Raw genomic sequence first — 18,650 nt, 5'->3', positions numbered from 1 at the left:
TCCCGTTCCAGGCACACCCCCACCTACCCGAACAGACTACACATGCATCGAACACCCATTCGAGAACCGGGGTTAGACTCTGTGCATGTTCGTGTGATGTATCGGGACATCGGTGACGTTTCTGCATCTGGACATTGGTGACACTTGGTGTGTCAGGACTTCGGTGACGGTGCGGTCTTCTTGGTGGGGCGTGGGCCGCGGGGTTGTCGATTTCCGACGTAGGTGATTCCTGGGGCGGGTCGGGGGTGTTCGACGAGGACTTCGCCTTCGGTGTTGGCGATGACGATTGTGTTGTCGTCGGTGACAACGAGGACCTGGTCGAAGGCGTGGTCCACATCGACCATGTAGGTGACTGCGTCCACGCTGATGGTGCCGGAGGTGCTGACAGTTCTGGCCAGGACGCCGTCGGGTAGGTCGGTGGGTTGCCGCTGTGCGGGCCGAGGGCGTGGTGTCGGCGGATCGAGCAACGGCCGACCGAATTTGGGGTGTGGCGCGTCGGCTTTCGGTGTTGCCTGCCAGGCGGTCAACGGTGTGACCCGCCCGGGCAGTCCTTGGTGAGGCCGCTCGGTGTTGTAGATGTGGTCGAACGCGTCGACCTGGGCCTGCAACTCGGCCAGGGTGTCGGCAAGTGGCTGTTTGTCCAGGTAGCGGAACAGTGTCTGGTGGAAGCGTTCGTTCTTGCCCTGCGTGGTGGGCTTGTAGGGCTTGCCGGTGATTGTTTCGACTCCGAGCGCGTGGGCGTGTTCGACGAGTTGACCGATGCGGCCGCGGCGTGAGGGGTTGAAAGCGGGCCCGTTGTCGGTGAGGAGTCGCTGGGGCACGCCGTGAGCGGTCACCGCCTTGTCGAACACCGCGATCGCGGCGTCGGAGGTCTCACCGGCGGCCACGTGGGAGCCCACGGCGTAGCGAGAGTGATCGTCGATCAGTTGCAGGATGACGCACGTACGTCCGCCGGTCAGAACGTATTCGGTGCCGTCGAGTTGCCAGCACGCATTCGGTGCGGGATAGACGAACCGCCGCCACGCCGAGCGGGGCTTCTTTTTCGGTTCACGCCGGGCTACTCCGGCATCGCGGAAGATGCGGGCCAGCGATGCTGTCGAGGGGACCTGTGCCATGCCCATCGACCGCATCTTGTCGTGCACGCTGATCGGTCCGTGGTCCAGACCCGACCTTTCCAAGGCGGCGCGCACCGCCACCGCTTGTGACTTGACCTCGTCACTGAGCGCTGACGGGCTCGACTTTGGGCGGCGGGTCCGCGGTTCGAGGGCTGCCGCGGGCCCCTCGACTTTGGCGCGTTTACGCAGCTCGTAGAACGACTTTCGAGAAATTCCGTGTTCGACGCAGAATGTTGAGACCGCTCCGCGGGGTGCATCATCAGGCCACTGCGAGATAGCTAGCCGGACGACAGGGTCGATAGGTTCATTAACAGCCACCGTCTGAGCGTTGAATGCGGCACGTGAGCTGACCCGAGGATGGCGGTTCGATCGGAGCCCAACCGGTTGCTTGTCGTGGACACCAACGCGAAAGCGCAAGCCTGCTTCCAGGTCGGCCACCTTGTCGCCTGCATCGACGTGTGTCAATATTGACGCGTGTCGAATAAGAATCTCCTGCTGCCACCCGGCCGCGGCCTCAGTAGCGACGAGACCGAGGCTGTCACCCCACTGTTGAAGGCACTCGCTGATCCGGTTCGACTGCGGTTGCTGTCGGAGGTCGCTGCGCATCCGGGCGGCGAGGCGTGCGTGTGCGACATCTCCGGGCCGTTCGAGCTGTCGCAGCCGACGATCTCGCACCATCTGAAGGTGCTGCGCCAGGCGGGTCTGGTGACCAGCGAGCGCCGCGCGACCTGGGTGTACTACCGGGTGAACACCGAAGCGCTGCAACAACTGTCGGGCCTGCTGGGCGATCTCGCCACGGTCGTGGGGGAAACGCGGTCGTGTGAGGCCGACCAGTGACCGCCACCGACACCGCGGTCGCGGGCAAGTTGTCGACGCTGGACCGGTTTCTGCCGGTGTGGATCGGCGCCGCGATGGTCGCCGGACTGCTGCTCGGTCGAGTCGTCCCCGGCCTGGGTGACACTTTGGCGGCGGTCGAGCTCGACGGCATCTCGCTGCCGATCGCCCTCGGATTGCTGATCATGATGTATCCGGTGCTGGCCAAGGTGCGCTACGACCGACTCGACTCGGTCACCGGTGATCGTCGCCTGCTACTCGGGTCGTTGGCGTTGAACTGGATCATCGGACCGGCGTTGATGTTCGCGCTGGCCTGGCTCCTGCTCCCGGATCTGCCGGAGTACCGGACCGGACTGATCATCGTCGGCCTGGCCCGATGCATCGCGATGGTCATCATCTGGAACGACCTGGCGTGCGGCGACCGCGAAGCCGCTGCTGTTCTCGTCGCACTGAACTCGGTGTTCCAGGTGGTCATGTTCGCCGTGCTGGGTTGGTTCTACCTCTCGGTGTTGCCCGGATGGCTGGGCCTGGAGCAGACCACCATCGACACCTCGCCGTGGCAGATCGCGAAGTCGGTGCTGATCTTCCTCGGTATACCCCTGGTCGCAGGCTTCCTCACCCGCCGCATCGGCGAGCGAACCAAAGGCCGCGACTGGTACGAGTCCTCGTTCCTGCCGCGTCTCGGGCCGTGGGCCCTTTACGGGTTGCTGTTCACCATCGTCATCCTGTTCGCGTTGCAAGGTGAGCAGATCACGTCGCAGCCGTGGGACGTCGTGCGGATCGCTCTGCCGCTGCTGATCTACTTCGCGGTGATGTGGGGCGGTGGGTTCGTGCTCGGGGCCGCGATGGGGCTGGGGTATGCGCGAACCACCACGCTGGCGTTCACCGCCGCGGGCAACAACTTCGAGCTCGCCATCGCCGTCGCGATCGCCACCTACGGTGCAACATCCGGCCAGGCCCTGGCCGGAGTCATCGGACCACTCATCGAGGTCCCCGTCCTCGTCGCCCTCGTGTACGTGTCCCTGGCACTGCGGAAACGCTTCACCACCCCAACCACTGCCTCCAGCCCGGATGTGTCGAAGGAGCCGGCTCGCGATGCCTGAGGATCTGTTGGACGAGCAGCTAAGTCGCAGTGAACACCGCGCGCAGCCCGAACTGTTGATGCCCCATGCCGTGCTCGCCCGTACCGCCGCTGACCTGGCCGCCAAGTATGAGGGGGTGGTGTCTCGCCAGACGGTGGAACGCTGTGTGTTCGAGTCCTACACCGCCTTACGGCGCACCTCCCGGGTGCATGCGCACCTGACGACCTTGGCGGGCAGGTTCGCGGCTGATCGGTTACGCGCCCTGGCCCAGTCCGATGGATCGGTGCCCAAGGATGTGCCCGAAGTTCTGTTCGTCTGCGTCCAGAACGCCGGCCGCTCACAGATGGCCGCCGGATTGTTGACCCACCACGCCGCCGGGCGGGTACACGTGCGCTCCGCCGGGTCAGCCCCCGCGCACTCGATCAACCCGACCGTCGTCGAAGCAATGACCGAGATCGGCGTCGACATGGGCACGCAGTACCCCAAACCGCTCACCGACGATGTAGTCGCCGCCGCCGACGTGGTCGTAGCCATGGGTTGCGGCGACGCGTGTCCGATCTATCCCGGCAAACGCTATCTGGACTGGACGGTCGCGGACCCCCAGGGCCGTCCCCTCGACGAGGTTCGCGCGATCCGCGACGATCTTGACGCCCGAGTTCGTGGTCTTCTCACCGAACTCACCACCGAACGTGTGTGACGTATCTGATGTTCCTTCACAGCTGAAAGGGCTTGTGTCTCATGTCTACATCTCGACCTAGGGTGCTATTTGTGTGTGTCCACAACGCTGGCCGCTCGCAGATGGCCGCCGGTTTCCTCACCGCCTTGAGCCAGGGCAGCGTCGAGGTCCGCTCCGCCGGATCTGCTCCCGCCGACTCCATCAACCCGGCCGCGGTCGAGGCGATGGCTGAAGTCGGTATCGACATCTCCGCACAGTCACCGAAGATCCTCACCCCCGACACCGTCGAATCCTCCGACGTCGTGATCACCATGGGCTGTGGCGATGCGTGCCCGGTGTTCCCCGGCGTCAGCTACCGGGACTGGGCTCTCGACGACCCAGCCGGCCAAGGCATCGACGCGGTCCGCCCCATCCGCGATCAGATCCGCGGACTCGTCGCGAACCTCCTCGACGAACTGGTACCCGCCGACCAGCAGGTCGGCCAATGAGCACACCACCGCAGGTGTTGTTCGTGTGCGTGTCCAACCGCGGCAAATCGGTGATGGCCGAACACCTCACACCGACAGTCACCGACCGGATCACCCCATCCTCAGCCGGCACCAACGCGAAAATCGGCGGCCAGGTCAACGAACTGTCCGCCCAGGTACTCGCCGAAGTCGGCGCCGACGTCGTCGGACATCAGCCGCGGCAACTCACCGATGAACTGATGCAAGCCGTGGACCTGGTCGTGGTGGTCGGCACCGCCGAGGTCACCCCACCCGACGGCGTCGCCCTCGAAGTGTGGGACACCGACGAACCCTCCGGACGGGGCATCGACGGTATCGAACGAATGCGGCTGATCCGCGACGACATCACCAACCGGATCCGCGCCCTCGCCGACCGCATCGCGCGGTAGGCGAGAACGCGAACCGAGGCTGTCAGCAGCAGGCTGTGCGCGCCTCGGCCTGGTCTGCGGCGTTGCCGCCGCAGCACACCGAACCCTGCTCGGCGTCCTCGGTGGCGTTCTGTTCCAACAGTTTCGGGCTGGTCCCGAACGTCTCGGAGTCAGCCAGCACGGTGTAGACCTCCCACTTCTCCTTCGCCGGCCCGGTCACCCACACCTTGTCCTGCGTCGCGAAACAACAGGTGGAGTTGATCTCCTCCTGGGTGAACAGACCCTCCCCGGACAACCGGGCGATCTCGGCGTGCACCTTCTCGCTCGACTCGACCTCGACGCCGAGATGGTTGATCGTGCCGCCCTGGCCGGGATTCTCCAGCAGCACCAGCTTCAGTGGCGGCTCGACGATCGCGAAGTTGGCGTATCCCGGCTTGCGCTTGGCCGGGGTGGTGTTGAACAGCTTGGAGTAGAACTCGATCGCGGTATCGAGATCATCGACATTGAGCGCGAGCTGCATACGGGACATGACCATCACCTTCACCTGTGAGACATATATCGAACTACTGACACCTGCAGGGTGCCACCTTTTCGACATATGTCAAGTACCAGGGTATGGTCGGGTCATGCCGAAGGCCCTGCCGATGGTCGACATCAGTGCCCCGATCTGCTGTGCGCCCGTGTCGGCGGCCCCTCTCGATGACGACACCGCCCTAGAAATCGCTCTGCGGCTCAAGGCGCTGGCCGATCCGGTCCGGATCAAACTCGTCTCGATTCTGCTCACTGACACCGGTGAGGGGATCTGCACCTGCGACCTCGCGACCGCGGTCAGCCTCACCGAGGCCACCACGAGCCACCACCTGGGGCAGCTCCGCAAGGCCGGCATGGTCGCACCTGACCGACGAGGGATGAACGTCTACTACCGTGCCCGGCCAGAGTCGTTGGAAGCGCTGCGCAGCGTTCTCAGCGCCATCACGGGGTGCTGCTGAACCGTCGCAGGCGCGGTCAGTTGAGCACCTGCGTCAGGCCCCCCTCATAGGCAACCGCGCCACGCAACGCAAGGCACATAGCGGTGCGTGGCGGAAACCAAATGAAGAAGTGTCACCACCAAGACCCCTCACTCTGTCACCTATGGCCTGATGCAGAACTGTCACCGATGTCTTGCGAGATGACACTGATGGCATGTTCGACCACTGGCCCGACACCCGAACACTACGCGTGGTCGACCCACCGAGGCCCGTGCTGATCGACATGGCGATCGCTGACCCGTCCTGCGGACGCTCGTATGCCGCCGGTGGGGGAGTGTCACTGCGAGTCCGCGCATCCGGTGCCCGGATCGAACCCACCATGAACGCGCTTCTCTTAGCGTGGCTCCAAACTTCAAACGGCCTCTGGCGCGGGATATGTCAGATGCCAGTCGAGAGCGCCAACCGCGTCTCCTCGGCCACGATCACCATGTGGGTGCCGCCCGAGGCGCTGCAACCGAGACAGGACGCCGCCGAGCGATGACCGAGAACAACGATGCCGGGGCCGGGCCCACCAATCGCGTCGCACCTAAACGCGGTCGCGTCGCGATAGGGGAGCTGACGTTGATCGTGCGGCCGGCCGGTAGGCCGGCAGACGTCCGGGTCTACACCGACAATGAGGCGACCGAGGCTCAGGCGTACGCCGACGAGGTTGGCGGACAGGTCGAACGACTCGGGGAAGCCACGAGCTGACTCCGCTGGCGCTGCGCTGCCGCCCTCCCCGGCGGGTCGGTTGCCACAGGGCCATCGTGGTTGCGTTGTGCAGGTGGGCGATTCGCAGCCCGGGGTTTTGTCGGTACGCAAGCCTTTCCACGAAGGATGCCGCCAGGCGAGGCGAGGGGCCGGGCGAGTGCCCGGCCCCCTCGCTGGGGCTAGCTGAGGATGTCTACAACGAGATGGGCTGTTGCGATGAGGATCTGGATGATCCCGAGGATGACCATCGCTTCCATTTTCACCCCCTTCCGAAGGTCTGAGTGGCTGAACCACGTGGGCCCTGGGTGCGGATATAGCTCCGCCTGGACCTGTGACCACAATCAGACCCTCAGAGTTGGAGGGAAGCCCTCATAGAAAGAGGGATGTGAAACTTAGCACGTCACATGCCGGAGATCAATAGGTTTCCCAGGAGAATTTGGTGCGAGCGATGTGCGCTTGCCTGCGAGGGCCCTGGTGCCCCCGGTCAGACTCGAACTGACACTGGACGGGTTTTGAATCCGTGCAAACACGTTTTCGCAGGTCGCGATATGTGAGCGATTCTAGCGTGTTGGTGACGGTTGAACGGTGAATATACAAGTGCCACAACGGATTGACTCACTCAACCGTCACGAACAACCAACAACAACTATCGTCCGGTATCTCGAATGCTGCGAGCAGCCTGCGAGCAGCAACCGCGAGTTTGGACAACCAAGATCGCGGCGCCATACCGTGAGCGTGTCGGCGTCTCTGACGACCTCCCCGGTCCGTTGCTGATCGCCGACAAGGGCACCACTCGCGACGATCTCGCCGGTGGTGCCCTTTCCAGTCGGACAAGCCGACAAAGGCCGGTGGGTTACGGGTTTTCCCACCGGCCTCCGACTTGTCTCAGTGACCCCTCCGAGCTTCGCTCTGGTCGTCCGGCGGACAGTAGCGGCTGAACGAATATCGCTGGTCTTGCCGACGCAACCGCGAGTCGAGATCGAGGTCGCGCATGTGCGCCTCGTACGCTTGCGGGCTGCGGTCCGGGTCGGGTCGCTTGGTCATCCTCGCCTGCCCAACTTCGTTCGCCGCGCTTGGCGATTCTGAAGGTCTTGCATTGTGCTCATCACCTGATCGGTCGACGCGCCGGTGTTGATGGTTCCGACTAGCGGCCCGGCAACCCCCGAGAGCAGGCTCTCAAGCATCCCCGGCGCGGCCTCGGGCAGATACGACGCGAAGTCGGTAGCCGTTTTGGCGCCCCACTGTGCTAGCGCTTCGCCGGACTGCGCGAGCAGGGGCGCAGGGTTACCCGCGAGCAGGGCCGCGTAGGCCGGTGCTGCCTTGGCGATCCCGGCCCCGATCTCGGCGACCGCCGGTGCCTTCTTGCCGATCGTCGACAACTGCGGCCCGCCAATGCCCAGCGGTGTGTGAGTCGCGAACGACTTAGCCGTGTCAAGGGCGAGTTGCTGGTCGGGGGTCAACTGCGCTGCGTTGCCCGAACCGTCGGTCTTGGGCGTGCCGACGACCGCGGCGAACTGATCCTTCATCCACCGACTCAGCATCGACTCTTGCTGTGTCTGCTGCTGCGGCGTCGAGGTCGTCGGCGCTGCGCTCGGCGTGCTCGACGGCGTGCTCGGCGTGGTGCTCGGTGCGGTGGGTGCCGGGGTGGTGTCGACGGGCGTCGTGGGCGCAGCGGGTGCCGGGTTGGTGACCTCGACCGGCACGGGTGCCGACGGCGCTCCCTTGCGCTGAATCCCGGCGCGTAGCTTCGCTTCGTCCTCGCGGCCGAAGTTCTGACCGGCACCCGAACCCCACGGGCTCCCGCCGGACTTGTTGAAGATGGCAGCCGCGATCTCGGCCTGCTGCTCGGCGGTGGCCTGCCCGGCCGTCGGCGCGTACTTCGTGCCTCCATATCCGGCCCACGTGCCCTTTGCGATCTGGAAAAGCCCCGAGGCCTCGTTGCCGCCGGAGTTGGCGTCACTGATCCCCTGGACGACATCGGCCCGTCCACCCGATTCCCGCTGGATGAGCTTGTTCCACTCCGGGTCGGTGGCCGAGTAAGTGCCGTCGGGGTTTTTCTTCAGGGCGATGGTGTCGACGCTGCTGGCCTTCGGTGCGCTGCTCGGTGCCGACATCGAGGGGCTCGACGACACGGACGGCGACCCGCTCGACCCGCCGGACGTGCCGCTGGTGTCGGCGGTGAAGTTCCACGCCGACGGCATGTTCACCACGAAAACCTTGGTGAGCTTTGGGTCCTTCATCGCCTCGTCGAGCGACGGCGTGCCCTTCTCGAACTCCGGCGTGAGCTTGCCGCTGGTCTTACCGTTGAAAGTCGACCCGGCACCGGCCGCTGCGGCTGCGGCGCCTGCGGTCGGGTCGGCGGTCGGTGCTGCGGCGTTGGCGCCAAGCGCGGCGTTGAACCGCGTATGCACGTGATCCTGATGGCCGGGGTAATCGCTGTCGTAGTAGCCAGTGTTCGACACGTCGGATCGACCGGCCCAACCGAAGCGCTGACCCGTCGAGGGGTCTTGGAAGATGACCTGCTCGACGGCCGGGTCCTTCGCGGCGACACCCATCATGTACTGGGCAAATGCGTGCATCTTATCGGCCGGTCCCGACCAGTCGACCCCCCGATTGAGGTGCTGCGGGTTCGGCGCGTATCCGGCCTCTTGCCGGTCGCTTTCCTGGTGTCCGGAGTACGTCGACGGCGTCACCCCGTGGGCTGCGCCGAGTTGCTTGATCCAATCGGGGAAACCGCCGGACGACCCCGCGGGCAAGCCGTAGCCGACTGCGCCGCCGTCGGCATATCCGGGCATGTCCCCGAACATGCCGCGCAGGAACTCCGCGCTCGGCACCCAACCCGCGCGCAGCGCGGCGAGTAGGGGCATCGAAGCGGGCGTGACGCCTTCCTGCGGCACGACGTACTCACCCTTATGCACCACACCGGCGACCTGGTATTTGCCACCGGCACCGGTGTAGCCACCGGTCGCGAACGACACGTGCGGCACCGGCGAGATGTCGACACCGGGCACCTTGTTCAGCAACCCGATGAACGAATTGAGCTTGTCGATGGCCCAGTTGAGCGCGGTTGCAAGTCCGGACTTGACGCCGTCCCAGAGCCCCGACAATGCCTGAGACACCTTGCCCGGCAAAGCCTTAAAGAATCCGACGGCGTCGTTCCACTTGTCCTTGACCCACTGCACACCGGTGCCGACCGCGTTCGGGATGGTGTCGGTGAAGAACCCGACGAACGCCTCGAACCCCGCTTTGAGCCCGCCCCACACCCAGTCCCACGCGGCCTTAACCGCGTTCCACACGGTGTTCCACGTGTCCTGAAAGATCGTCGTTTGCGTTGCGACCCACACAATCCCGGCGACCAGCGCGGCAATCGCGATGACGATCAGGCCTATCGGGTTCGCCGACATGACGATGTTGAGCAACCCTTGCGCGATCGACCACGCCTTGATCCCGCCGGTGATGGCGAGGATCGCGGGGGCGAGTTGCACCAAGCTCGGGATAAGCGGGGTGAGCGTGACGACCAGACCGCCGAGCACCTGCGCGAGCCCGACGAACTGCGGCGCGGCCTGCGCGATGCCCTCGCCGACGGCCTGAATCGCGGGGAGTAGCACCGGTGCGAGTTGCTGAATCATCTGCGAGACGACCGGGGCGACCTCGGTCCCGATGACTTGGGCGACCTGAAGCAACACGGGCACAATCGCGGCCATAGCGGCCTGTGCGCTGGTGAAGAACGACCCCAAAGCGTCCTGTCCGGCCATCGAATCGACCCACGTGTGTATCTGCGTGAGCGTGTTCAGGATGCCCGCGAGCGGGTTGGTTCCCGCCGAACCGGCGGCGCTGAAGATACCGGCGACGATCCCGCCGACCTGGCCCAGCACTGAACCGAGTTGCTTGGCGATCGACACGGCGTCGGTCAGAAACGCCTGCATTTGTCCCGACTGCTGCGCCTCGATCAGGAAGTTGGACAACTCCCGTGCGGCTCCGGCGATCCCGTCGGTCATCGGTCCGAAGACCTGCGAGGCACCGGCACCGACTGCGGCGAGACCGGGCACAAGGTTGCCGAGTGCCGACCCGAAGTTCGCGGTCATGTTCGCCGAGTTGGTGAGCAGGGTGCCGACCTGCGCGACGCCCTGCGCCGAGTTCACGAATCCCAGCGCGGACACCATGCCCTCGTTGAACCCGTCGGCGACGGTGAGCATGGCGTCGCGTAGCGGGGCGAGGTACTGCGTCAACTGCTGAATCTGCGGCGCGAGCCCGGCAAAGAACGAATCTTGCACCGGTTGCTGAACGATGGTCTTGTACTGCGCGCCAAGGTCTTTGATCGCGAGAACTGCGGTTTGAGCCTGCGGTGAGAGCTTCGCCATTGCCTCGGCGAACTTGTCGAACTCCGCGGGGTCGAACGCCGATTTGAGCGCGTCGCCGACTCCGGCGGTCGCGGTCTTGACGGTTCCGATCCCGATGGCAAGGGCACCCATACCGGCGGCGCCTGCGCCACCGGCGGCGACACCCACCGCACCGATTCCGACCGCGAGCGCACCGACCAGCGGCACCAATGACCCCGCGGCGAGGGATGCGGCGCCGAGTGCGCCGGTGAGCCCGGCGATTGTGTTGGTTGCACCGGCGACACCGGCGAACGCGCGGCCGAAGTTCTCGGCGCCACTCCCGCCGACGTTGCGGTGTCGGGTCGTGATCGTGCTGGTTCGGTTCTGGGCGAGATCGCGAAGGCGTGCTTGCGTGGCCCTGTACGCGGCCTCGTTGATGGACGGCGAGACCTCCACGCGCAGGTCCATTCGGCGCAGACGACGGTTCACGTCGACCTCGAACTTGGTCCACGCGGCCTCGGTGACCTCCGGCGTAATCGCGACTTTGACCCGGAAGTCCTGCGCACCAAGCGCGGTTTTGGTGTCGCGGGCGAACCGGCCGACATCGGCCCGTAGGTCAACGTCGGCGGTCAACTTCTCTCGGCGCAGATCGTTGCGCGCCTTGGTGTGAAAACCACGCGCATCGGGCACCAAAGCGACGGCACCCTGGCCGACCTGGAATGTCTTCCCCGCCATGTGAGGGATCACCTAACTAACGACGTGCGACCCTCCCCGGTCGCGCGGGGTTTCATGCTCCCGCGCCGTCGGTTCCATTGTCTCATGGTCTGTCAAAACTCAATCGACGACCCGAACCCGAACCCGTTGGTGCCCTTAGTTTTTGGGTTGACGTCAACCGGCCCGTTGCGGTGCTTGGTCCCGATCGCGATCACGGGCGCGCGGCGACGACGGGCCCGGTGGGCACCGGCGGCGATGATCCTTGGCCGCGGTTCGGCGTCCTCGTCATGCTCCTCACGCCATGCGGCGAGGTCGGCTCTCTCGGTCTCGCTCGACAGTTCATAATCGCTGAGGTCGACGTCCTCCTCGTAACCGTCGACCTCAACCGCGAGCACCTCGAACCCGAAAATGCACAGTGCTACGCGCATGAAAATACCCCCGACCCCGCGGTCGAGGTCTGGGTTTCGCGAGCACCATGGCGGGTATCGAGGGTGTGACCATCGTACCCCGCCGAAGCGCCGCGACACGCCGAACTCAGCACGCCACCCCACCCCTCGCTGCACTCATCGCGGCCCGGATGGCGTCCGTCGCCTGCTCGGCCTCGGCCCGTCGCTGCGCGGCCCGCTGGCGAGCGTCGCGCAATTCGAGTTCGTCCAACTCCCGTGCGATCCGTGCGCGCTGTGCTGCCTCGCGCTCGGCGCGAAGTTCCGGCGTGGGGTCCGGGTCGGTGAATTGCCACCCAACTGCGAAGTCGACCCGCGTCCACCATCGTCCCTGTGTGTGATCCGGCCACGCGGTGCCGTCACGGCCCTTGTTGCCATCACCCCGCGGCTGGCGGCGAAAACACGTCTCGTCGAGCACGTGATCGGGCACCGCGGCGTCACGGCCATAGTGGGCTCGGTAGCACTCGGCGCGCAAGCAGCGCAGGCATTCCCACCCGGCGGGCATGATTACGTTTCGCATGGTGCGAAGTCGCACATGCGTTGTGCGCGGGGTTAATTCGTGTCCGCGGCCGCACTCGGCGGGCACGTGCAATCGGTGGTCGGTCACGCGGCCAACCATCGACGGTGTGCGAGATCATCGCGCCAATGCCGCCACGGCACGCACTCCTCGACGGCGACCACCCGCGGGTGTTCCGCGAACGGATTACAGGAACATTCCCGCGTGCTGATGCACCGGGCCGTATGTCCGTCGTAGGCGGCGGCGAACTCCTCCGCGGTCTTCGGTTCGACCGAGATCGCGGCGAGAAGTTCGGCCTCGGTGCGCGGTTCGGGCTTCGGCGCTGCGGTCGGCGCCGTGGGTGCGGTGCTGCGTTTGCGTGCCAACGTGCTACGTCCGTTTCTTCGGTCGGGTGCGGCTGGGCTTGCGGGCGATGCTCACCGCGTCGTCATCGGTGGTGCCGGTCTTGGCGGTGTTGTCGTACTGCCCTCGGACCGTGAACGGCTGTACCCCGCCGGTGTGGGCCGGGGTGCCCGACGCCGCGTCGCTGATACGCCGGTCGAGGGTGTGCACCAACTTCGCGCAGAGTTCCGTCTGACCGCGCAGCGATGGCAACAGCGGGTTCGGTTTCTCGACACCGGTCACGGGCGTGATGACGACCGGGCCGGTCTTCGCAATGCTCGCTTCGAGCTTGCGCGCGAGGTCGGTTGCGACGGCCAACCGCTCGATCAGCGCGTGATCGGACGGGTCGAGGTCGACACCTTCCTCACGTGCCCACTCGGTGTAGTGCCGTCGCAGCGCGGCGCCGGTCGTGCTGGGCTTGCGCTTGGTCGTCATCAGGCGTCGCCGTCGGTGATGTTGTTCAGCGCATTGAACGGCGCCTCGTTCATCTTCGCGGTCGCGATGCCCAGGTGTAGGCCTGCGGTCTGTAGCAGACGCTCGGCGCGGACCTCGTTGAACGACCCGATGCCCTTCAGCCCTTCGCCGAACAGTGTCTCCGCTTCGGCCAACTGCGATTCGGCTAGGTCGAGGTGTCGGGTTGCGCTCTGTTCGGGCATCGGTGGGCTCCTGTCGTTTGGTCGCCGGTGCTTGTGTGACCGGCCCGCGGGGGTCACCTGGGTTGCGCGCGGGTGTTGGCGGGCCGGTCGAGGTCCATCCTCCCATGTCTGTCAAAAGTGACACGCCGAACTCGTCTGTCCTGCAACCGATCTCGGTTTCGGTTGACGTCAACCGTGACAACTGCCGGCTACGCTCACCCCGCGGGTGCGGGGGTGGGGTGAGCGTCTCGATGGTCCCGGGCGTGCCGGTCGGGTCGCAATGCGGCCGTCGTTCCTGCGGTCTCATTCGCCCGCTCGCGGGTTTTCGTGCGGTTCGGGTGTCGGTGTGGGGTCCGGGGGTGCCTGCGGGCGTCTGAGGGCCGCGAGGGCGGCGGGTGGTGACCCCGCGAAGGCGGCGGCTCGGCGTGGGGCTCGGCGTGGGCCTGCGGGTCTGGCCTGCGGGTATGGCGAAAGGGCTTGCGCGACAACGTGTCTCGCGCGTCTGTGCTGGTGGGGGCGTCGTGGCTCACCCCGCGGCGGTGGGCGGCTCCGGGGCTCTCAGGGGGCTAAACCCGCTGGTCAGGGCCGATTATGCACCCCTACATAGTGCCCTTATGGGGGTCTCACGCGGATTCCCGCAGTACGGGGCGGGCTCCGTGCCATCGGACCGGGGAGGGGTCCCCACCCCCCCCCACCTACTCGTCCACGCTCCACGATGCCTCACCGCCCGCTGACGCGCTCGCCAACGGCCGAACCGGCCGACGACCGGCAACCGCTCGCCGACCACGACACGGACGACAGAGACGATCTCAGGGCCGATAACCCTGGTCAGACCCCTCGCTGTGTCAACTCTGTGTCAGAGTGACCTGGTCTTTTGTAAGACTGACACAACGTTGACACAAGCCTTTTCACTGGTCAGACCCTATGTTGTGTCACTGTGTCAACAAATATGTACGAAGTATCTCTATAGAGAGTCCCCATCGGGTGTAGGGGGTAAGCGCGTCGCGCGCACGTATAGGGGGGACTTTGCATCCCGTACTGACACAGTGACACAGAACCGGGGTCTGACCTGCGCAAAGGGCTGTGTCAGAAGCTGTGTCACTGTGCAAACGCCCTGGTCACAGACCCCTGGCTCTGACACATACCTCACACGGTTGAGCGTCAACCGGACCCCTACCTCTCACACTTGAGCGTCAACCCTGCCCACTGTGGGCGACCCCTGCCGCCACCCATCGCGGGGTAGCCCTGGCACGACAACGGCCCCACACCAGCGAGGGCATGGGGCCGTGAGGTCGTCGAGCTATGCGGCGAGCCCGACCAAGATGCTCCCGAACGCTCCGGTGCCTCCCTCGCTCGAATCCCACTTGCGGGGGCCGCGCGCCGTCGATGACAGACAGACCGAATCGTCACGGGTGATCAATTGGCCGCGTTCCTCGACCCACGCCATGACACCGGCGAGAACGGCGAACGGGCCGTAGACACCGGCGTAGTCGGCGGGGTGTTGCTCGCCGTTCGTGCCGTAGAACGTCAGAGTGCAATCGTCGCAATCGTCGAATACCCGTTGCCCGTCGCCGGTAAGCCAATCGGTGACCGCGAACACCACGGCCTGAAGTTCCGGGGCGAACGGCCCTTCGGCCGGTTCCGTGGGGTTGCCCAACACCTGCGTCTCACTGTGCGTCTGCCGCCAATGGCAGAAACGCGGGTGTGACTCCGGGTCGTAGCGTCGCCAATGGCCAGCCTGAAGGCTTGCGATGATCAGGGGTGCAAGATCGTAAGCCATCCGCGCGACGCCGAGGTCGGCACGGGAGAGTGTCAGCGGTCGATATTCGAGAACGCCGCGTTTGGCCAGATCGAACGCGGCCTGTTCGTGCGGCAACGTATTCTCGGCGCTGCGGGTGTATTCGTCGGTTCTCACTTTGGTCACTCACTTTCCGTGATGCCGTTGCGCGGCAACACAATCACTCCGCAACGATGCGGACTTGGGTCTTCCAACTCACCCCGCGGTAGCACTGACACGGGTTCTTCGCCTTGACGCCGGTCGCCCGGTGATACGGGCGATCTCGGTATGCGGGCCGGTACTTGTCCATCTGCGCTCGAATCTCGCGGCGCGCTTGCTCCTTCCTTACGTCGGTCGCTTTCGCGTACTCGTCGACCAGCGCGGCCTCGGTCACGGGGTAGTGCTTGGGACTCGTCGCGGTGGTGACCTTCGTCGAGGTCTCGCGCAGGTTGTCGGTGAAGAACCGCCGGAAGTCGTTCACGTCAGACAGGGCACGGCGCCGAGCCTTGCGCACCACGTCGGGGGCGTCGCTGTAGTCGTCGGCGATGCCTTCGGCGAGGTAGTCGGCATATCCGGCGACCAGCCATGCCAACACCGCGGGGAGAACGTCAGGGTCAGCGCATAGCGGGCCCTCGCTGGCCTTCAGCGGCGCGGCGCGATGGGTGAACGGAAGCACCAACAATCGACCGTCGAAAGCCTCATCGGCGTCCTCGACGGTGGGCATTGAGTTGGTCGCGATGACCGGGGTGAACCGCGGCACCCGCTGCACCATTTTGTTGCTGTAGAGCGCGCGCGTGGTGATGCTGTCCCCGCCGGTGAGGCGCTTGATCATGTCGGAGTGCAACCGGTTACGCTGCCCTACCTCGCTCGCGAAGATGACTCGGCGAGGGAAGGCGGCGAGCATCTCGGGGTTCGGACCACCGTCGCGTTTCTGTCGGAACATCGCGTTCATGTCGACCGTCGCCGCGTACTCACCAACCGCGGCCTGCATGGCTTCGACCATCGTCGACTTGCCGGTGGACGTGCCACCGTGAAGGAAGATCATCTTCCTCAGCGGGTTGTGCGCGCACAGCGCCGCGTACCCCAACACCTTGCGCACGTAGCGCCGATAATCGGGGTCGGAAAGAAACGTGTCGAGGTAGCTCTCCCACCGCGGGTGTGTGTAGCCGTGCACGTAGGGCACCTGCGTCGAGGTCAACGCGAGGTCCTCGGGAGTGCCCTTGCGCGCGTACGGGTCGCCGATCTCGCCGTCAGCGTTGGGCACGGCCTCGCCGAAGTCGACAACGCCGTCCGCCACTCCCAAGAGCAGACCGCCGCCGTCGAACTCGGCCGGATCAACGGGGTTCGGGTGACGGCTGTGAGCCTGCTTCAGCCCGTTGGTGATCATTGCGCGGAAGCCCATCTTCACCGCGAGTTGCCGCATAGCCGCGGCCTGCTTGCGGAGTTCATCCGGGTCACCCTCGCCGCTGTCTTCGGCAACCTGCGCCTTTGCGTCGAGGTCGTCGGCGGTCCCACGGCACGCCGTAGGAACGGCTCGATCCCACAACTCGCCGTTGATCTGCTCGGGCGTGAGTCGGCGCAGCGCACCCGCGCGCACGTCCCAGTAGACCCAATCCTCACTATCGAGGACCGGCCGAACGTTGTCCCCGTATGCGGCGATGAAGATATAACCGGCGCCGGTGTCGTTGGGGTCGAACTGCGTTGCGTCGACCGGTTCGATCCGGTCGGCAAGCTGAGTGATCATCTTCGCGTGCCATCCTTCGATGTCGATCTCGGCGTCCCCCGCGGTGTAACCGCCGACCTTCGAGATGCGCACGCGGTCGTTCTCGACGTCGTCGGCGAGGTCTGAGACTTCCCCGCACAGTGAGCGGTTCCATTCGAGCCGGGCGCTGGTCAGGTCGCGCCGGGCTTCGCCCTTGGCGCCGAGCGTCTCGTCGGCGAACGCCGACTCGATCCGGTCAAGTGCAGCCTTCAGCCCGTGATGGCCTTCGCTGGCGAGCCGGACGACCTCGTGAACCCTTGCGAGCATCGCGTCGTGGGCACCGCCGGTCGCCTCTTCGGCGAGCTTGTCGGGGTCTGTTTGACGGTTCATCTGGCCGGACATCGGCGCGTCGTAGCCGGGGATGTTCTCTTCGAGCCAAGCGAGAGCCTCGGCGAGGTCGTCGATCTCCTCGACGTCTGCGCGCGGTGCGTCGGCGGCGCCTTCGAGGTAGTGATCGAACCACTCAGCCGGTAGCTCGGGGAGGTCCTCGACGTTCGGCGGGTCGCACGGTTCGAGGTCCGGGCCGAACCACCGATAGGCGCGTCCCTCGACGACCGACGGCGCGACCACGGCGTAACGGTGTCCCGGTTGGATGATCTCGACGTCCGCGCCGACCTTGCCCTTCAGCTTGAACCCGGCGGGCACCCGAAAGTAGTAGATGCCCGAACCGGTCTCGGGGTCGCGCGAGGTCGACATGTAGGTGTCTGGCAGCGGTCCCCACTGCTCCACTTTCGCGCGCATGGTCTGGTCACCGTGCTTGTCGCCGTAGATGTCGACGTCGATGCCGATCACGCCGTCGGCAACGCGCAGGCACACGTTGCCGACGAGGTCGTCGAACCGAGCGAGGGCTTCGTCGTCGGTAGGCCGGGGATTCTTGCCGCCGGTGGTGTCCTTCGGGGGCGGATATTTCTGGCCCTCCGGCAACGGCAACGGGGTTCCGAGACCGGATGCGATCAGTTCGGCTGCGGCCGTGAGGAGCGTGCTAGACTCGGAGGCGTATTCCGCCTTCTCGTCGGTAACACGCTCGGAACTCGCCCTCGCCTCGCGGGGGCGTTTTTCGTTGTGCGACATCGTATTCCGTTCAGATAATCGGGAACACACACCGTCTTCCCCGGTCCCCGCCGTAGCTCGACCCGGTGTGTGTATCCCTGTTCTCGTCGTTGCGGCGCTACCCGCTACGGCGTCGATTGTACCTTGCGATCAGCCCGCGACGCGCGAACTGCGGTCGCGAGAAACGTTGCCGGTCAGTCGTTTTCGGTATCGGTTGACGTCAACTGGCGAAGGTTCCAAGTACGCGAGAAACACGTCGCGGTCGACGTCCGAACCCGGCACAATCGCCTTGCACTTCGGCCGCTGGTGGGCGATTGCCCCGCCGGTGCGACGGCGCTCGACGTGGATTTCGCCACGCCGAAGCACCGCCGACATCGACCAACACGTCCGGCACACGGGATACGTGGTGCCGTCCGGGTCGAAGAACTGCGCCTCACGTCGCCGGTTGGTGATCATGCCGCGTCGCCGTCATCCTTCGGCCCGAACTCGTCGCGCCATTTCTCTTCGATCAGATCGGGCTGGTCGGCGAGCGGGTCTAGCGGCTTGCCCTGCCGGTCGTAGTTCGCCGTGCCTGCCCGCTGCGCCTCGGCGATGCGCTGGCGCCGTTGCCGGGCGAGTTGGCTGCGCTTGAGGTTCCGGGCGTCTCTGCTGCCGTCGAGGTGCTGCCCGAAACCGCGACGGTAACCGGGCGCCTTGCGCCGATTCGCCTCGACCTGCGCGTCGGTAAGCAGGTACTTTCCGAATCCCGCCATG

General features: G+C 65.5%; 19 protein-coding genes. 7 read left to right on the top strand and 12 right to left on the bottom strand.

From position 1 onward, the window contains the following. Window positions 1-152: 152 nt before the first annotated feature. Window positions 153-1,433 carry an integrase core domain-containing protein gene (locus tag RND64_RS20310; protein ID WP_174299167.1) on the bottom strand — a complete coding sequence of 427 codons (1,281 nt, stop codon included), beginning with the start codon at window positions 1,431-1,433 and terminating at the stop codon, window positions 153-155. A 156-nt stretch (window positions 1,434-1,589) separates the two neighbouring features. On the opposite strand from RND64_RS20310, the gene RND64_RS20305 reads away from it, so the two are divergent. The 5 genes from RND64_RS20305 to RND64_RS20285 are packed head-to-tail and all read left to right on the top strand — an operon-like array spanning window position 1,590 to window position 4,602. Next, the gene (locus RND64_RS20305) at window positions 1,590-1,952 is read left to right on the top strand and encodes an ArsR/SmtB family transcription factor (protein WP_005179499.1); all 363 of its coding nucleotides are present in this window, start codon (window positions 1,590-1,592) and stop codon (window positions 1,950-1,952) included. Continuing rightward, entirely contained in the window at window positions 1,949-3,052 is a 1,104-nt protein-coding gene (arsB, locus tag RND64_RS20300; protein WP_005179505.1) for an ACR3 family arsenite efflux transporter, read from the top strand. Before RND64_RS20305 ends, arsB begins: the two co-directional genes overlap by 4 nt. Next, window positions 3,045-3,728 (top strand): arsenate reductase ArsC, encoded by a 684-nt coding sequence (locus RND64_RS20295; protein WP_005179509.1) that lies wholly within the window; start codon window positions 3,045-3,047, stop codon window positions 3,726-3,728. Before arsB ends, RND64_RS20295 begins: the two co-directional genes overlap by 8 nt. Window positions 3,729-3,769: 41 nt before the next feature. Then, window positions 3,770-4,195 carry an arsenate reductase ArsC gene (locus RND64_RS20290; RefSeq protein ID WP_012834432.1) on the top strand — a complete coding sequence of 142 codons (426 nt, stop codon included), beginning with the start codon at window positions 3,770-3,772 and terminating at the stop codon, window positions 4,193-4,195. Next, window positions 4,192-4,602, top strand: a complete 411-nt coding sequence (locus tag RND64_RS20285; protein WP_005179518.1) for an arsenate-mycothiol transferase ArsC — start codon at window positions 4,192-4,194, stop codon at window positions 4,600-4,602. The genes RND64_RS20290 and RND64_RS20285 overlap by 4 nt, the downstream gene beginning before the upstream one ends. A gap of 22 nt (window positions 4,603-4,624) precedes the next feature. Here the strand turns inward: RND64_RS20285 and RND64_RS20280 are convergent, their stop codons facing one another. Further along, on the bottom strand, window positions 4,625-5,110 hold the full coding sequence (locus RND64_RS20280) for an ArsI/CadI family heavy metal resistance metalloenzyme (protein ID WP_005179519.1): 486 nt from the start codon (window positions 5,108-5,110) through the stop codon (window positions 4,625-4,627). A gap of 97 nt (window positions 5,111-5,207) precedes the next feature. On the opposite strand from RND64_RS20280, the gene RND64_RS20275 reads away from it, so the two are divergent. Continuing rightward, the gene (locus RND64_RS20275) at window positions 5,208-5,570 is read left to right on the top strand and encodes an Rv2640c family ArsR-like transcriptional regulator (RefSeq protein WP_005179521.1); all 363 of its coding nucleotides are present in this window, start codon (window positions 5,208-5,210) and stop codon (window positions 5,568-5,570) included. Window positions 5,571-6,086: 516 nt separating this feature from the next. Then, window positions 6,087-6,299, top strand: a complete 213-nt coding sequence (locus RND64_RS20270; RefSeq protein ID WP_005179525.1) for a hypothetical protein — start codon at window positions 6,087-6,089, stop codon at window positions 6,297-6,299. A gap of 1,040 nt (window positions 6,300-7,339) precedes the next feature. Here the strand turns inward: RND64_RS20270 and RND64_RS20265 are convergent. The 10 genes from RND64_RS20265 to RND64_RS20220 form a co-directional block, all read right to left on the bottom strand. Continuing rightward, on the bottom strand, window positions 7,340-11,353 hold the full coding sequence (locus RND64_RS20265; protein ID WP_331436291.1) for a transglycosylase family protein: 4,014 nt from the start codon (window positions 11,351-11,353) through the stop codon (window positions 7,340-7,342). A 92-nt stretch (window positions 11,354-11,445) separates the two neighbouring features. Beyond that, on the bottom strand, window positions 11,446-11,760 hold the full coding sequence (locus tag RND64_RS20260; protein WP_331436290.1) for a hypothetical protein: 315 nt from the start codon (window positions 11,758-11,760) through the stop codon (window positions 11,446-11,448). Window positions 11,761-11,866: 106 nt separating this feature from the next. Continuing rightward, window positions 11,867-12,295, bottom strand: a complete 429-nt coding sequence (locus RND64_RS20255) for a hypothetical protein (protein WP_331436289.1) — start codon at window positions 12,293-12,295, stop codon at window positions 11,867-11,869. A gap of 83 nt (window positions 12,296-12,378) precedes the next feature. Next, a complete protein-coding gene (locus RND64_RS20250; protein ID WP_331436288.1) occupies window positions 12,379-12,657 on the bottom strand; it encodes a hypothetical protein in 279 nt (92 codons plus the stop codon). Between the two features lie 4 nt (window positions 12,658-12,661). After that, window positions 12,662-13,108 carry a hypothetical protein gene (locus tag RND64_RS20245; RefSeq protein WP_331436287.1) on the bottom strand — a complete coding sequence of 149 codons (447 nt, stop codon included), beginning with the start codon at window positions 13,106-13,108 and terminating at the stop codon, window positions 12,662-12,664. Beyond that, the gene (locus tag RND64_RS20240; RefSeq protein ID WP_331436286.1) at window positions 13,108-13,329 is read right to left on the bottom strand and encodes a hypothetical protein; all 222 of its coding nucleotides are present in this window, start codon (window positions 13,327-13,329) and stop codon (window positions 13,108-13,110) included. The genes RND64_RS20245 and RND64_RS20240 overlap by 1 nt, the downstream gene beginning before the upstream one ends. 1,279 nt (window positions 13,330-14,608) lie before the next feature. After that, the gene (locus RND64_RS20235; protein ID WP_270485646.1) at window positions 14,609-15,232 is read right to left on the bottom strand and encodes a hypothetical protein; all 624 of its coding nucleotides are present in this window, start codon (window positions 15,230-15,232) and stop codon (window positions 14,609-14,611) included. A gap of 34 nt (window positions 15,233-15,266) precedes the next feature. After that, window positions 15,267-17,918 carry a phage/plasmid primase, P4 family gene (locus RND64_RS20230; RefSeq protein WP_331436285.1) on the bottom strand — a complete coding sequence of 884 codons (2,652 nt, stop codon included), beginning with the start codon at window positions 17,916-17,918 and terminating at the stop codon, window positions 15,267-15,269. Between the two features lie 129 nt (window positions 17,919-18,047). Next, on the bottom strand, window positions 18,048-18,353 hold the full coding sequence (locus RND64_RS20225) for a hypothetical protein (RefSeq protein WP_331436284.1): 306 nt from the start codon (window positions 18,351-18,353) through the stop codon (window positions 18,048-18,050). After that, window positions 18,350-18,649 carry a hypothetical protein gene (locus RND64_RS20220; RefSeq protein ID WP_331436283.1) on the bottom strand — a complete coding sequence of 100 codons (300 nt, stop codon included), beginning with the start codon at window positions 18,647-18,649 and terminating at the stop codon, window positions 18,350-18,352. Before RND64_RS20220 ends, RND64_RS20225 begins: the two co-directional genes overlap by 4 nt. Window position 18,650 lies beyond the last annotated feature (1 nt).

The sequence above is a fragment of the Gordonia sp. w5E2 genome (genome assembly GCF_036540975.1).
GTDB lineage: Bacteria > Actinomycetota > Actinomycetes > Mycobacteriales > Mycobacteriaceae > Gordonia > Gordonia jacobaea.
The sequence above is the reverse complement of the archived record's forward strand: the minus strand, read 5'-3'. Positions and strand labels throughout refer to the sequence as shown.